The 15,346-nt window shown below is 39.3% G+C and carries 15 protein-coding genes and 1 tRNA gene; 5 read left to right on the forward strand and 11 right to left on the reverse strand.

The window, feature by feature from the left end; all coding sequences use genetic code 11:
* The first annotated feature begins 168 nt into the window (after positions 1–168).
* Together AC6H22_RS00005 and AC6H22_RS00010 are read left to right on the forward strand one after the other, a co-directional pair.
* Positions 169–258, forward strand: a tRNA-Ser gene (locus AC6H22_RS00005).
* Positions 259–426: 168 nt separating this feature from the next.
* Positions 427–1,650, forward strand: coding sequence for an MFS transporter (locus tag AC6H22_RS00010; protein WP_005626827.1), 1,224 nt, complete (start codon positions 427–429; stop codon positions 1,648–1,650).
* Between the two features lie 43 nt (positions 1,651–1,693).
* On the opposite strand, the gene rfaC is transcribed toward AC6H22_RS00010, so the two are convergent.
* From rfaC to AC6H22_RS00040, 6 genes are all read right to left on the reverse strand, one after another.
* Positions 1,694–2,650, reverse strand: a complete 957-nt coding sequence (gene rfaC, locus AC6H22_RS00015; RefSeq protein WP_005626825.1) for a lipopolysaccharide heptosyltransferase RfaC — start codon at positions 2,648–2,650, stop codon at positions 1,694–1,696.
* Positions 2,647–3,552: a DMT family transporter gene (locus AC6H22_RS00020; RefSeq protein ID WP_005626824.1), complete on the reverse strand. Its 906-nt coding sequence runs from the start codon at positions 3,550–3,552 to the stop codon at positions 2,647–2,649. The genes rfaC and AC6H22_RS00020 overlap by 4 nt, the downstream gene beginning before the upstream one ends.
* A 28-nt stretch (positions 3,553–3,580) precedes the next feature.
* Positions 3,581–4,162 (reverse strand): YcxB family protein, encoded by a 582-nt coding sequence (locus AC6H22_RS00025; protein ID WP_046952597.1) that lies wholly within the window; start codon positions 4,160–4,162, stop codon positions 3,581–3,583.
* A gap of 17 nt (positions 4,163–4,179) precedes the next feature.
* On the reverse strand, positions 4,180–5,223 hold the full coding sequence (waaF, locus tag AC6H22_RS00030; RefSeq protein ID WP_005626820.1) for a lipopolysaccharide heptosyltransferase II: 1,044 nt from the start codon (positions 5,221–5,223) through the stop codon (positions 4,180–4,182).
* 85 nt (positions 5,224–5,308) lie between these two features.
* Positions 5,309–6,235 carry an ADP-glyceromanno-heptose 6-epimerase gene (gene rfaD, locus AC6H22_RS00035; protein ID WP_005626818.1) on the reverse strand — a complete coding sequence of 309 codons (927 nt, stop codon included), beginning with the start codon at positions 6,233–6,235 and terminating at the stop codon, positions 5,309–5,311.
* Positions 6,236–6,287: 52 nt separating this feature from the next.
* Positions 6,288–6,791 carry a protein disulfide oxidoreductase gene (locus tag AC6H22_RS00040; protein ID WP_005626817.1) on the reverse strand — a complete coding sequence of 168 codons (504 nt, stop codon included), beginning with the start codon at positions 6,789–6,791 and terminating at the stop codon, positions 6,288–6,290.
* 109 nt (positions 6,792–6,900) lie between these two features.
* Here AC6H22_RS00040 and deoC point away from each other — a divergent pair, with 109 nt between their 5' ends.
* Entirely contained in the window at positions 6,901–7,572 is a 672-nt protein-coding gene (gene deoC / locus AC6H22_RS00045) for a deoxyribose-phosphate aldolase (protein WP_005626815.1), read from the forward strand.
* A 33-nt stretch (positions 7,573–7,605) separates the two neighbouring features.
* Here deoC and AC6H22_RS00050 read toward each other — a convergent pair whose 3' ends face one another.
* Positions 7,606–9,135 (reverse strand): YifB family Mg chelatase-like AAA ATPase, encoded by a 1,530-nt coding sequence (locus AC6H22_RS00050; RefSeq protein WP_005626812.1) that lies wholly within the window; start codon positions 9,133–9,135, stop codon positions 7,606–7,608.
* 114 nt (positions 9,136–9,249) lie between these two features.
* Positions 9,250–9,867: a ribosome biogenesis GTP-binding protein YihA/YsxC gene (gene yihA, locus AC6H22_RS00055; protein WP_118817338.1), complete on the reverse strand. Its 618-nt coding sequence runs from the start codon at positions 9,865–9,867 to the stop codon at positions 9,250–9,252.
* Between the two features lie 103 nt (positions 9,868–9,970).
* On the opposite strand from yihA, the gene AC6H22_RS00060 reads away from it, so the two are divergent.
* The gene (locus AC6H22_RS00060) at positions 9,971–10,837 is read left to right on the forward strand and encodes a VirK/YbjX family protein (RefSeq protein ID WP_032825503.1); all 867 of its coding nucleotides are present in this window, start codon (positions 9,971–9,973) and stop codon (positions 10,835–10,837) included.
* Between the two features lie 123 nt (positions 10,838–10,960).
* Positions 10,961–11,914 carry a transaldolase gene (gene tal, locus AC6H22_RS00065; RefSeq protein WP_005626807.1) on the forward strand — a complete coding sequence of 318 codons (954 nt, stop codon included), beginning with the start codon at positions 10,961–10,963 and terminating at the stop codon, positions 11,912–11,914.
* An 87-nt stretch (positions 11,915–12,001) separates the two neighbouring features.
* Here the strand turns inward: tal and aspA are convergent, their stop codons facing one another.
* From aspA to AC6H22_RS00080, 3 genes are all read right to left on the reverse strand, one after another.
* Positions 12,002–13,420: an aspartate ammonia-lyase gene (aspA, locus tag AC6H22_RS00070; protein WP_005626805.1), complete on the reverse strand. Its 1,419-nt coding sequence runs from the start codon at positions 13,418–13,420 to the stop codon at positions 12,002–12,004.
* Positions 13,421–13,610: 190 nt separating this feature from the next.
* Positions 13,611–14,348: an ABC transporter ATP-binding protein gene (locus tag AC6H22_RS00075; RefSeq protein WP_118817337.1), complete on the reverse strand. Its 738-nt coding sequence runs from the start codon at positions 14,346–14,348 to the stop codon at positions 13,611–13,613.
* Complete coding sequence (locus AC6H22_RS00080; protein ID WP_118817336.1) at positions 14,348–15,325, reverse strand: FecCD family ABC transporter permease; 978 nt, start codon at positions 15,323–15,325, stop codon at positions 14,348–14,350. The genes AC6H22_RS00075 and AC6H22_RS00080 overlap by 1 nt, the downstream gene beginning before the upstream one ends.
* Between the last annotated feature and the right edge of the window lie 21 nt (positions 15,326–15,346).

Consider the following 15,346-nt stretch of genomic DNA (forward strand, 5'->3'; position numbering starts at 1 on the left):
ACGGCTAAAAAAACATTTTTAGAAAATAACGCTTTAATATGCATAAAAAAACTACAAACGATAAATAAAGTGCGGTTATTCTAGCGAAACTTTTAAAAGTTTTTTATGTTCTAGCGCAAAAAACTTGACTAAACTGGAGCAAATCTTTATAGTTTGCGCACCTTTTACGGTGAGATGTCCGAGTGGTTGAAGGAGCACGCCTGGAAAGCGTGTATGTGGGAAACTGCATCAAGGGTTCAAATCCCTTTCTCACCGCCATCCTAATTTTATTCCCTTATTTTCCTTCTCATTCAAAATCAATTTTTTATTCTTCTTTTTGTACTCTGTTCATTGAATTTTTTCATCAATGCAGTAAACTAGCCACCGATTTTTAATCACCTTTCTTTTCACTTTAAATGTTACCCGCGAGTAACAAAAGGACACATCATGACAAACAAAGTAAACAGTTATGGCTGGAAAGCCTTAATTGGCTCTGCCGTCGGCTATGCAATGGACGGTTTCGATCTTCTCATTTTAGGTTTCATGCTTAGTGCAATTTCCGCAGACTTAAATCTAACACCCGCCCAAGGTGGCTCTCTCGTAACATGGACGCTTATTGGTGCCGTATTTGGCGGTATTTTATTTGGCGCATTAAGCGATAAATACGGTCGTGTACGCGTACTCACTTGGACCATTCTTCTCTTTGCAGTATTTACTGGGTTATGTGCGATTGCACAAGGTTATTGGGACTTACTGATTTATCGCACAATTGCTGGCATTGGCTTAGGCGGTGAATTTGGAATTGGGATGGCTCTAGCAGCAGAAGCATGGCCCGCACGCCACCGAGCGAAAGCAGCATCTTATGTTGCATTAGGTTGGCAAGCTGGTGTATTAGGTGCCGCATTACTTACACCATTATTGCTCCCGCATATTGGCTGGCGTGGAATGTTCTTGGTGGGTATCTTCCCTGCATTTGTCGCTTGGTTCTTACGTTCTCATCTACACGAACCTGAAATTTTCACTCAAAAACAAACCGCACTTTCAACTCAATCCAGTTTTACTGATAAATTACGTTCATTCCAGCTTCTTATTAAAGATAAAGCCACGAACAAAATTAGCCTTGGTATCATCGTACTCACCTCCGTACAAAACTTCGGTTATTACGGCATTATGATTTGGTTACCTAATTTCTTATCAAAACAACTTGGATTCAGTTTAACTAAATCTGGACTTTGGACAGCCGTTACCGTCTGCGGCATGATGGCTGGGATTTGGATTTTCGGACAACTCGCCGACCGAATAGGACGAAAACCAAGTTTCTTACTTTTCCAATTAGGCGCGGTGATAAGTATCGTGGTTTACTCACAACTTACCGATCCTGACATCATGCTTCTTGCTGGGGCATTTTTAGGTATGTTTGTGAACGGAATGATGGGAGGTTACGGTGCATTAATGGCAGAAGCCTATCCAACAGAAGCTCGAGCAACGGCACAAAACGTACTTTTCAATATTGGTCGTGCCGTAGGTGGATTTGGACCTGTGGTTGTGGGCGCTGTTGTACTCGCCTACTCTTTCCAAACGGCCATCGCTCTACTTGCGATTATCTACGTAATTGATATGTTAGCGACAATTTTCTTAATCCCTGAATTAAAAGGTAAAGCCTTAGACTAAGAAAATATAAAAGATAAAAATGCTCGCCAAGTGCGAGCATTTTTTATGAAATAAAAGTAAGCAATTGTGAGGATACTTGTTCAGCTGAAATTTCTTTCATTGAACTTGCCGATAAGTAATGCTGATTTTTACCATAACAGCCAATCAATTTAGGATCCGTTGCGCCATAAAGCGTAATATTGGGCTTATCCAAAGCGGCAGTTAAATGCGCCAAGCCTGTATCCACCGACACAACGGCTTTTGCATTCGCAAGCTGTTTTGCAAGCTCCGTTAAAGTTAATTTCGGCAATACAATCACTTTAGAATCAACTTGAGCCAAACGCTCTGCTCGCGCTTTTTCCTGTTTATTTCCCCAAGGCAAGCGAATTTCGTAATCAGAAAGTGCGGTAATTTTTTCAATCAATTTTTGCCATTCTGATTCTTCCCAATGCTTATCTGCCCGAGTTGTAGAATGAATGAATACCACATAGTTTTTTTCTGAAGTTTGATGAAGAAAATGGCGAGCAATACCATAGTCACCCTGAACCTGAGGTAATTTATAACCTAAACTCTGGGCAAAAAGCTGACGAATTCGTTCCACCGCATGCTGTTGATAGGGAATAGAATATTTTTTATCGTAGAAAAAAGACGCTAACGGCTCTCGGATACTTTGACGATCATAGCCATGTTTCATACCTTGGGCAAAACGAGTTGCAAATAATGCACTTTTAATGAGCCCTTGCGCATCAATTACCGCATCATAATTTTCAGCCTGCAACAAAGTGCGGTAATTTTTCCACTCATTTCTTGTTTGAATGGAAAAAGGTGATTTACGCCAACGGCGCAAAGCAATAGGAATCACGCGATTTACGGTAGAATGCCAACGTGGAATTTCTGCAAAGTTTTCTTCCACCACCCAATCAATACTTAAACTAGGAATCGCCTTTTGTGCATCAGTCAAGGCAGGCAAAGTGTGGATAACATCCCCCATAGAGGAAGTTTTAATCACACATACTTTCATTTAATTAACCTTCTTCCCCAATGCATAATTCCAAGCCCAGATACGGCTAAAATGCCCCCAATAATTAAGGAGGAATCCACCTGTTCATTCAACCAAACGGCTGAAAATAAAATACCTAAAATCGGCACAAGAATAATGTAAGCCGAGGCATTGCCTGCCCCTAAGTGTTTCACTCCATCAAAATACCATGCATAAGCCAATACCGTTGAGCCAAATGCAAGACCAAGTAAACTAAACCATTGCGATCCATTTAATTGAAATACGGTTACCCAATCTTCCGCACTTTCCGTCCATAATGTTGCCAACGTCAGCATGAAAAAACCAAAAGTAGAAGAAATCGTGGTAGCGGTGAGAGAATCAATTCCGATTAATACTTTACGAGCCAATAAAGTATAAGCAACCCAGCAAACTAAAGCACAAAGCAATAACATTTGACCGAATCCAAAATTTTGTAAGAGGTTAGTTGGATTCCCTTTTGTCATGGCTAACAAAGAACCGCTAATGGCAATAATCATCCCTAATACAACCCAGCGATTCCACTTTTCTTTAAATAATAAAATAGCAAAAAACATCGTAAAGACGGGATTAGAGGCAACGACCATCGTTCCTTGCCCTGCTGGAACATATTTCAAACCCCAAATAAAGAAAGTCGAATAACCAAAGATCCCAAGCAAAGCAGTTAACAATAACCCCACCCATTGATTAGGTCGCAGTTGTTTAGCATATTTGAAACGATTCGCCGCATATAGCCAAATAATGAGTGGAATAATGGCGAAAAAAAAGCGCACGCTTGAAGCAATAAATGTCGGCATAGCTTGGGCAACCACTCGTCCCCAAGGCCAAGAGGCGCCCCATAAAATGGCCATTCCGATTAATTGTAAGTGTATACGGAGAGGATTCATATCATTAACATATCCTATTAGGCCTTTTCTATTTACTTAAAGGCTCTGCTTGGTAAGCTTTTATTTTTTCTCGTAAAGCGGCTTCAAATGCTTCTCGATGAGCATCATCTTGAAAGGCTGAATAAGGAATAGATAAAAACTGTCCACCACCAATTCTAATCGTTAGGTATCCATAATGATTTTCGATATGATGAATGTAGCGATAATTATGCAAGACTTGGCAGGAATCTATTTTCGTGCATAAACCATTTTCTTGAATTTGTACGGTTGTACTTTTATTAGCGCCCTCAAATACTTGGCTTTGAAAAGCTTTGGTATTTAAATAAGGTCGTAGAAAAATAGCATAGAAAAAACAACATACTGAGATGAGCAATAATATATGTCCTGCATAATTGGCTAAGATATTTTCATAGCAATCATACAAATACTCTCCCCAATCCATCAGTTCAAAAGCAAGAAAAATACTTGGCAGGAAGAAGAATAAATATAATAAAAAATCGCCAAGCCTCATCATCTTACGAAATTTATTATGCTTATAAATTTCACGACTGATTTTACGGGCTGCTTTGGCATTATTTTTATCTAATACGGATTGATAGGTTATTTCCATTTTATATTCTCTCTTTCTTAAACGTCTAAAAGTGCGGTCAGTTTTTCTGCCACTTTTTCAGGTTTAATATCAATCAAACTTTGATGATACCCTTCCGAGCTATCTGTACTTTTACGCACCTTAATTAAATCGCCTTCAATTAAACGAATAATCACGGCTTTATCTGATAATGGTGGCGTATAAGTTGGGCTCGTTGGACCATAAAGTGCAACCAATGGACGATCTGTCGCAGCGGCAATATGCATTAAGCCGCTGTCATTGCTCACTACTGCCGTACAGTTGGCAATTAAATCCACCGCTTGATTAAGATTCGTTTGCCCTGCCAAATTCAAACAGAATGGTTGCAGTTCTGCTGGCAATACATTGCGAATTTGCTCACCCGCTTCCACATCTTTTGGTGAACCAAATAATTCTACCGCATAGCCTTTTTCAATGAGCATTTCTGCCAATTTAGCATAATGATAATGCGGCCAACGTTTTGCTGGGCCAAATTCTGCACCAGGACAAAAACCAATAATTGGACGTTCGCCTAAAAGTGCGGTTTGTTTTTCAAATTTTTTTAAGGTTTCAGCTTGTTGTGCTGGCTCAACCGTCAAATAGGGTTTCAAGACAGGAATATCATCAGCTTTTGGTACAGCATCTTTTTCAAAAGCCAATGCAACATAACGCTGCACCATCATTGGATAATCTTTTTTATTGGCTCGTAAATCATTCAATAAAATATAACGGCTTTCGCCTTTCCAACCCCGACAATGAGCAATTTTTGCGAAGAAAGGAACAAACGCAGATTTCAATGAATTAGGTAAAACAATCGCCATATCATATTGTTCACGCAAAGACTTTCCTAAACGATAACGCGTTCCCAATTCAAAGGCCCCGTGCCCTAATGGCATTTCAATCGCCTTACGCACCTCTGGCATTCGCGCAAGCAAAGGCTTACACCAATTCGGTGCCATCACATCAATATTGCAGTTTGGATATTGAATTTTCAGTTGCTGGTACAGACTGTGCGACATCATCATATCGCCAACCCAAGAAGGGCCAATAATTAGAATATTCATTTTCTGTCTTTCAGATAAAGGTGCGGTCAAAAATACCGAGATTTTTAACCGCACTCTGTTGATGGGAAGTAGGCAAACCTACGGTTTATTTTCTGTTCAACCACGCCATATATTCAGCCACGCCTTCCGCAACTGTTTTGAATGATTTATCGTAGCCTGTTGAACGAAGTTTAGTTAAATCTGCTTGAGTATATTCTTGATAACGAGATTTTAAATGTTCTGGGAATGGAATGGTTTCAATCTCGCCTTTACCGTGGAATTTCACTACTGCATCAGCCACCGCACGGAAACTTTCTGCATTTCCTGTACCAAGGTTGTAAATACCTGAAATACCATTTTGCCAACACCAAATATTCACTGCAGCAACATCGCCCACATAAACAAAATCACGGCGGAAATGTTCGCTGCCTGCAAATAATTTTGGATTTTCACCTTTTAAGATTTGGTTATTCAAGTGGAATGCTACGCTCGCCATAGAACCTTTATGATTTTCACGCGGCCCGTAAACATTGAAATAACGGAAACCACATACTGGCGATTTTGCTTCTGGCAAAATGTTGCGTACATATTGGTCGAATAAGAATTTAGAATAGCCATAAACATTTAACGGACCTTCAAATTCACGTTCTTCACGGAATACTTTGGTATCACCATAAGTTGCTGCGCTTGAGGCATAAAAGAAAGGAATTTCACGGTCAAGGCAATAATGCAACAACTCTTTAGAATATTCGTAGTTGTTGTGCATAATGTATTTACCATCCCATTCCGTAGTCGCAGAACATGCTCCCTCGTGGAATACTGCATCAATATCGCCAAATTCGTCGCCTGCAATAATAGAAGCAATGAAATCTTCTTTATCACAATAATCTGCAATGTCTAAATCAACTAAATTTGCAAATTTCGTGCCATCTTTTAAGTTATCTACCACTAAAATATCTTTGCGCCCTAAATCATTTAATGCTTTGACAATATTGCTGCCAATAAAACCTGCGCCGCCTGTTACGATAATCATAATTCTGTCCTCTTTAAAATAAGTCTGCGTATTGTAATAGATTTTCTACCGCTTAGCCAAAAAACTCTGCGAAAAACAACCGCACTTTTAATCCCCAATAACTCGTGAGGCCGGTCGTAACAAGATCCATTTTGCCTTTACTCAACAGCACAATTGTGGGCGTCACATTAATTTGCCATCGTTCTGCAAATTCCCCTTTAGGATCGTTAACCGTAGTGAAGTGGTAGTCATTTTTACTTAAATAATCATTTACTGCCGACTCATTGCCTGAACGTAACGCCACCGATACAACTTGATAGCCTTCGTTTGCTAAAGAATTAATTGCTGGCGAAGTATAGCGACAATAACCACACCAGGTTCCCCAAAAATAAAGCAGCGTAGGTTTATTTGGATCGAGACTTTCAAGAGAGAACGTATTCCCTTGAAGATCTTGTAACGTGATTTTGTTTATTTCCTCTGGCACTACAGGGCGACGAACAAAATCCAGTATGCTACTCATCACAATAAACGTTAAAAAGAGGGATAATCCATTCTTAAGTAGTTTTTTAATCTTCATTTTCTTTATTCCTTATCTCGTTGAGATGATTGTAATCAAGCATAAAAGCACAGTCAAAAACAAGGGATTTTTGCTACAATAGGTAAAACATAAATAAAGGAGGAAAATAATGACACCGAATCAACTTGCTCAATATATCGATCACACTGCACTTACCGCAGAAAAAAATGAACAAGATATTTTGACACTCTGTCATGAAGCGATTGAACACGGATTTTATTCTGTATGTATCAATTCTGGTTATATTCCACTCGCTAAAGAAAAACTTGCTGGCTCAAATGTAAAAATTTGTACCGTAGTTGGCTTCCCTTTAGGTGCCAATTTAACCTCAGTCAAAGCATTTGAAACCCAAGAATCTATTAAAGCGGGTGCAAATGAGATTGATATGGTGATTAATGTAGGTTGGATAAAATCGCAAAAATGGGATGCAGTAAAACAAGATATTCAAGCTGTATTTGATGCTTGTGATGGCACGCCATTAAAAGTGATTTTAGAAACTTGTTTGCTCACTAAAGATGAAATAGTGAAAGCCTGTGAAATTTGTAAAGAAATCGGTGTGGCTTTTGTTAAAACATCAACAGGCTTTAACAAAGGTGGTGCAACTGTAGAAGATGTTGCATTGATGAAACAAACGGTCGGCAATATTGGTGTTAAAGCATCAGGTGGTGTGCGTGATACTGAAACAGCACTTGTAATGATTAAAGCGGGTGCAACACGCATTGGTGCAAGTGCAGGCATTGCAATTATTAGCGGTACGCAAGACACTCAAAGCACTTACTAATCCTTTCACGCGTGGTATTCTCACCACGCGTTTTTACATATTAGACAATTTCTGCAACAAACGATCCATTGCTCGATACCCCAAAGCTTCCGCTAAGTGCGGTTGAGAAATTTGTTGTTCTCCTTGTAGATCAGCAATGGTTCGAGAAACTTTCAAAATACGATGGTAAGCCCGTACAGAAAGCCCCAGTTTATTCAGCGCATTTTCAAGGAAAAAGGCATCTTTATCACTTAACTTGCAATCACGTTCAATCTCTTTACTGTTCAAATACGCGTTAATTTTCCCAGCTCTTTCCATTTGAATCTCACGCACTTTTAACACTTTCTCACGAATTTGAGCACTGGTTTCACCACGATCACCTGTATTTTGTAAGCTGCCTTGTGGCAGTAAAGGTACTTCAATAGATAAATCAAAACGATCTAAAAAAGGCCCTGAAAGTCTATTCAAATAACGCATAATTTGCTGGGGTGAAGTGCGGTTATGTGTCCCAGTATAATGGCCTGTCGGACTTGGATTCATCGCTGCCACTAATTGAAAACGAGCCGGGAATTGGATTTTGGCATTAGCACGAGAAATAATAATCTCACCACTTTCCAAAGGCTGACGTAGCGCGTCCAATACTTTTCGTTCAAACTCTGGAAGTTCATCAAGAAAAAGTACACCATTTGTTGCTAAGGATATTTCACCAGGTTTAGGGATCGTCCCACCGCCAACTAAAGCTGGCATTGATGCACTATGATGTGGTGCGCGAAAAGGACGTTGTTTCCAATTATGAAAATTTAACTCATTTTGAACTAAACTCGTTACAGATGCCGTTTCTATCGCTTCTAGATCTGTCATTTCAGGTAAAAGCCCCGTCAAACGGCTAGCTAGCATGGTTTTCCCTGTACCTGGCGGACCAAGAAAGAGCAAATTATGCTGCCCTGCTGCGGCAATGGTCAATGCTCGTTTGGCGTGTTGTTGTCCGATAATATCCGTTAAATCTAACATATTTTTGCCCGAAAAATTTACCGCACTTTCTTTCACAATTTCAGTGGCAAGGGGTAATTTTTCTTGACCATTAAGAAATTGCACCACGTCTAAAAGCGTTTGCGCAAAATAAGTATTTTGATCAGACACGAGCGAGGCTTCATTCGCATTTTGCTTCGCGATAATTAACTCTCGTTTTGACTTTTGCGCAGCAAGAATAGCGGGAATTACACCATGAACCCCACGTAATTGCCCCGTCAGCGCAAGCTCCGCCACAAATTCAAATTGCTTTAATCGACTCGCATCAAGCTGATCCGATGCGGCTAAAATTCCGATGGCAATAGGCAAATCAAATCGTCCACCTTCTTTCGGTAAATCTGCAGGTGCGAGATTCACGGTAATGCGTTTGGCTGGGTATTTAAATTGTGCATTCATCAATGCACTACGCACCCGATCTTGCGCCTCTTTCACTGTTTTTTCGGGCAAACCAACAAGTGTAAATCCTGGTTTTCCGTTGCTTAAATGCACCTCAATGGTGACAAGCGGCGCTTGCACACCCATAGAGGCACGGCTGTAAACAATAGCAAGGGACATGATAATCCTTAAAGTGCGGTAAAAATGAAGATAGTTTTTGCACTATAAAAAAAGCACATAATGAAATCATTCATCATGTGCTTTTTTTGCGATCTAGATCGCAAAATTTATATTTTATTCCGCAAAAAGTGGCGAAAACCAAAAATCTAATTTCGCTGCAAGTTTATCAATACCAATTTTATTTTGTGCAGAAAAGGCTTCTACTTGAATATCGCCTTGGAATGGAAGAATCGCTTCGCGCACCATTTTTACTTGTTTACTACGTGCGCTTTGGCTCAATTTATCGGCTTTAGTAAGCAATAAAAGTACTGGTAGATCTGCAGAAACCGCCCATTCAATCATTTGTTGGTCAAGATCTTTAAGTGGATGGCGAATATCCATCAACACAACTAATCCTGCCAAACATTCGCGTTTTTGCAAATATTCACCTAAGGATTTTTGCCATTGGATTTTCATTTGCTCTGGCACGGCAGCATAACCATAACCCGGTAAATCCACCAATTTACAATTTGGTTCAACTTCAAATAAGTTGATTAATTGTGTGCGCCCCGGCGTTTTTGAGGTGCGGGCTAAGCTTTTTTGATTGGTTAATGCATTAAGTGCGGTCGATTTTCCTGCATTTGAACGCCCCGCAAACGCAATTTCAATGCCAGTATCTTCAGGAATAGAACGAATATTCGGCGCACTCGTTAAAAAGTCAGTTTTATGGTAATTAAGTTTAATTTCAGACATAAGGATTCCTTTTAAAATTGCGCTTAGAATAGCATAAATGGAAAATTTCCTGAAATTATGTCAAAATTCGCGCCAAAATTATAACCAATTCATGGCAATTCAGATGACAACAAAAACAACTTACCAATGGCCTCAATCTAAGGATATTTATCCATATCGACCAGGGCGTTTTGATGCACCAAAACATTGGCGTTATAACTTACGTAGCTTTTTAAATCGTGGTTCAATTCGTCGCTTTGAACAATTTATCAATCAACATCCTTTTCTCGTCGGTATTTTTAATACGCACTTGGATTATAGTTATCCCGTTGCTTGTCGTTTTCTGGATAAACGCTTCAACGCATCACAACGTTTTAATGCTGTTTGTGATAACCTTTTATTTTTACCCAAAAAACTTACCGCACTTTCTACGCCATTATGGGAAAAACCATTAAGTTTTGGCGAAGTCATTCCTGATTTTGAAATGACATTAAGCATGACAACCCATCAACCGATGGAAGGATATTGGGTATTAGAGCTATGGCATAAACCAAGAAATGAATTAGTCTATTTGCTTACCTTTGCCAAATTGGGCGATGCTCTACTCATTGCTGTTGTACAAGGACCAAATTTTGAAGGTTCAAAGGAAATGGTGAAACAATTAACCAAATCATGTCACGGTTTGCGCCCTGCCTATTTAATGGTTGAAACCATGAAATCACTCACGAAAATTCTAGGCTACGATAAATTGCTTGGCATTCCGCAAAAATACCAAAATAAATCTCGCTTCATCCAAAGCAAACAATATACGGTGGATTATGATGCAATTTTTGGTGAATCGGGCGGAGAATTAAAAGATTACTGGGAATTGTCTTTAGAAATAGATAGAAATCTGGATGATATTCCAAGTAAAAAACGCTCCATGTATCGTAAACGCTATGCCATGTTAGATGAAATAACTTTCACCATAAAAGACACCCTCAAACTTTAAAACAATGGCGCAGTTCAACGCCTGCGCCTATTTTTTCTATCGAAAAATTTTTCCTTTTAAGATTAAATTTATGCTATCGTAGCCGACATTATTCATTCCATTTCACTCGAATAGGAGATACAAATGACAACTCAATTAGATTCACTTCGTCAAATGACCGTTGTGGTCGCAGACACCGGCGATATCGACGCGATTAAAAAATATCAACCACAAGATGCGACTACTAACCCATCATTAATTCTAAGCGCATCTGCACTTCCACAATATGCGCCATTAATTGATGAAGCTGTCGCTTATGCAAAAGCTCAAAGCAATGATAAAGCACAACAACTTATTGATGCAGAAGATAAATTAGCGGTAAATATTGGTTTAGAAATTTTAAAAATCGTTCCAGGACGTATTTCTACTGAAGTGGATGCACGTCTTTCTTACAACACTCAAGCAACGGTTGAAAAAGCGCGTAAATTAATCGCACTTTATAATGCAGCAGGCATTTCAAACGACCGTATTTTGATTAAAATTGCTTCAACATGGCAAGGTATCCGAGCTGCAGAAATCCTTGAAAAAGAAGGCATTAACTGTAACCTAACCTTATTATTCTCTGAAGCGCAAGCTCGTGCTTGTGCAGAAGCAGGCGTTTACTTAATTTCTCCATTTGTAGGTCGTATTTTAGACTGGTACAAAGCAAACTCAGACAAAAAAGAATATGCGCCAGCAGAAGACCCAGGCGTAATTTCTGTCACCAAAATCTATAATTACTACAAAGAATATGGCTACAACACCGTTGTGATGGGCGCGAGCTTCCGTAATGTAGGTGAAATTACTGAACTTGCAGGTTGCGATCGCTTAACTATTGCACCTGCATTACTGAAAGAATTACAAGAAAATTCAACCGCACTTGTACGCAAACTAGAATACAAAGGCGAAGTCAAAGCGAAACCACAACCATTAACAGAAGCTGAGTTCTACTGGCAACATAACAGCGATGCTATGGCTGTTGAAAAATTAGCAGATGGTATTCGTAAATTTGCTGTTGACCAAGAAAAATTGGAAACCATGCTTTCAGCAAAACTTTAATCCATCATTCAATATTAAAAATGACCGCACTTTTGAGTAATCAAAGTGCGGTTATTTCTATTCGAGGACTAAATAAATAATTCAGACTTATTTATTTAATTTCGCTTTGTAAGTTGGATTCATTAAGTTTTCTACAGAAAGAATGTCATCTAATTGTTCTTCTGTTAATAAACCTTTTTCTAACACAACTTCACGTACGCCTTTACCTGTTTGCGCACAGATTTTACCCACTAAGTCGCCATTATGGTGACCGATAAATGGATTTAAGTAAGTCACGATACCGATTGAGTTAAATACGTAGTTTTCACAAATTTCTTTGTTTACAGTAATACCGTCTACACATTTATCGCGTAAGTTTACGCAAGCATTCGTTAAGATATCAATAGATTCGAACATTGCTTGACCAATCACGGGTTCCATTACGTTTAATTGTAATTGACCTGCTTCAGATGCGAAAGTCACAGTGGTATCGTTACCAATTACTTTAAAGCATACTTGGTTCACTACTTCTGGAACAACTGGGTTTACTTTTGCAGGCATAATAGAAGAGCCAGCTTGTAATTCAGGTAAGTTAATTTCTTTAATACCAGCACGTGGACCAGAAGAAAGTAAACGTAAGTCATTACATACTTTAGAAAGTTTAACAGCAGTACGTTTTAATGCACCGTGAACCATGACATAAGCGCCACAGTCAGATGTTGCTTCAATTAAGTTTTCTGCTGGTACGCAAGCTAATCCAGTCACTTGAGCAAGGTGTTTTACAACTAATTCTGTATAGCCTTGTGGAGTATTTAAACCAGTACCGATTGCAGTCGCACCGAGGTTTACTTCAAGGAGTAAATCTGCTGTACGTTTTAAGTTACGTACTTCTTCTTCAAGTAATACGGCGAAAGCTTTGAATTCTTGGCCAACAGTCATTGGAACTGCATCTTGTAATTGGGTTCGACCCATTTTTAAGATGTTCGCAAACTCTTTTGCTTTATTATCAAAACCGTCGTGTAAATATTGAATTTTATCGATTAATTTTAAGATGCTGTTATACACTGCAATACGGAAACCGGTAGGATACGCATCATTGGTTGATTGGCTTGCATTAACGTGATCCATTGGGTTAATAACATTATATTCACCTTTTTTATGACCAATTTTTTCAAGCGCGAGGTTAGCGACCACTTCGTTGGTATTCATATTGACAGAAGTGCCAGCACCACCTTGATATACATCAGATGGGAATTGATCTAAGCATTTTCCAGTGGTAAGGATTTCATCGCAAGCTGCGACAATCGCTTTTGCAATATCAGCAGGAATAGCACCTAATTCACCGTTTGCTAAGGCTGTTGCTTTTTTTACCATTACCATGCCGCGTACAAATTCCGGTACATCAGAAATGGTTACATTAGAAATATTAAAGTTTTCGACCGCTCTTAATGTATGAATACCCCAGTACGCATCTGCTGGTACATCACGTTCACCGAGTAAATCTACTTCTTTTCTAAATTGAGTCATTTTAATCACCTTTTTGGTTGTTAATTAATTTGAGGTAATTATAGGAATTTACAGAGAAAATAAATTTGACTTGGATCACATTTCAGATAGGACATCTAAGAGATATTTTCATTTCTCGCATAAGTTTTTTTAGGGAAAACATCACTTGGCAATATTAATTTTTTACTTTCAGAAAAATGAGAAATTGGAATTAGGTTTCCAATTTCTCTATTCCATAAATCTCTCTTCTTTCTACATCAAATTTCACGCTTATATCAAAGGCTTGAGCAAGATTCGCTGAATTTAGCACCGCTTGTGTTTTACCAGTCGCAATGATTTTGCCTTTGTCGAGCAAAATCACTTCATCACAGTATTTATATGCGAGGGATAAATGATGGATCGCTACAACGCAAGTATGCTGTGGCGTGAGTGATTTTAATTGTTCCATCATGTCTATTTGATAATAGGGATCGAGTGGTGCGATAGGTTCATCGGCAAGCAATAGCGGCGCATTTTTGATACAACAACGAGCGAGTTGCACACGGGCTTTTTCCCCGCCTGACAGTTTCTGAAAGGATTTATTAAGCAAATGTTCTATTGAAAATTTTTGTGAAATCTCCGTAATTTTTGACAGCTCTTTTGCCGATGATAAGGGAGAATTTAGGCCAAGAGCAATGACATCATAAACCGATAGATCCCAATGGATATTGGTATCTTGCGCAAGATAAGCGAGTTGCTGGCTTTTTTCCGTTGTACTTATTTTGCTTAATGGGCTGTTTCCAAAATAAATTTCACCTTTTGCAATAGGTAAAATTCCTGCAATTGTTTTTAGCAAAGTTGATTTGCCCGCACCGTTTGCGCCCATAATGCCGATCAGTTTTCCTTTAGGAAGCGTGCAGCTGATGTTGTTTAAGCCATAAGGCTGAGAAAGGTTTTCGATTCTAATCATTATCTTGCCAACTTGCGTTGCTCCGTAATTAAAATCCAAATTAAGCAAGGTGCGCCAATGATTGCGATGAGTGTGCCAATATAAATATGTGAAAAGACAGGAATATATTGCACGCAAAGATCCGCAATAAGTAGCAATAATGCGCCAAGTAATGCACTGGTGATGTAAAGTTGCGAAGGGCGTTTTTTTAGCAATAGGCGAGCAAAGTGCGGTGCGATTAAGCCAACAAAACCGATAGTGCCTGTTTGTGGAATCGTTGCTCCAACTAATAATGCCACGCCAAAGGTCGTGACGAAAAAGCTACGTTTAGGATTTACGCCCATTGTGCTCGCGGTTTCTTCACCGAAAGTGAGCAAGTCAATATAGCGGTGTTCACGATATAAACAGAACAATCCCAATAATACGATTGGAAGTGAAATGAGTAGCGTATCAAGTTTTGCCCACACAAGAGAACCTTGTAGCCAGCGGTAGAGTTCAGCTAACGCCCACGGGCTTTCTGCGTTCGAAAGTAGCAATGCGACGGCAGCAGAGAGCAACATATTGACTGCTAAACCACTTAAAATCATCGCCGTTGTACCGTGGTTTTTAGCGATTAAATAAACCAATAAAAAACTAGATAATGCGCCAGTCACACCGCCAATTAACAATAGACTTAAGGGTACGGAAAAATAGTAAAGCAAAAAGACACTGGTGGTGGTTGCACCAGCACTACTGCCCAATAATCCGGGACTTGCCAGTGGATTTTGAAATATCCCCTGCATTGCATTGCCCGCTAAGGCAAGACTTGCGCCAGTTAAAATGGCTAATCCAAGGCGTGGTAGGCGAATATCAAGCAATACGAGTGAGCGCATATCCGTGAGCACACCATCGGCATTTTTGAGATGAGCAAAATCGCCGAGCTGATGATAAATTGCAAACCCGCTAATTAACAGCAACGCTAAGAAAAGTGCGGTATTTAATTTTAGTGTTTTGGTCAATGAACAATTTCCTATGTAATC

This window comes from Haemophilus sp. THUN1690 (assembly GCF_059704375.1).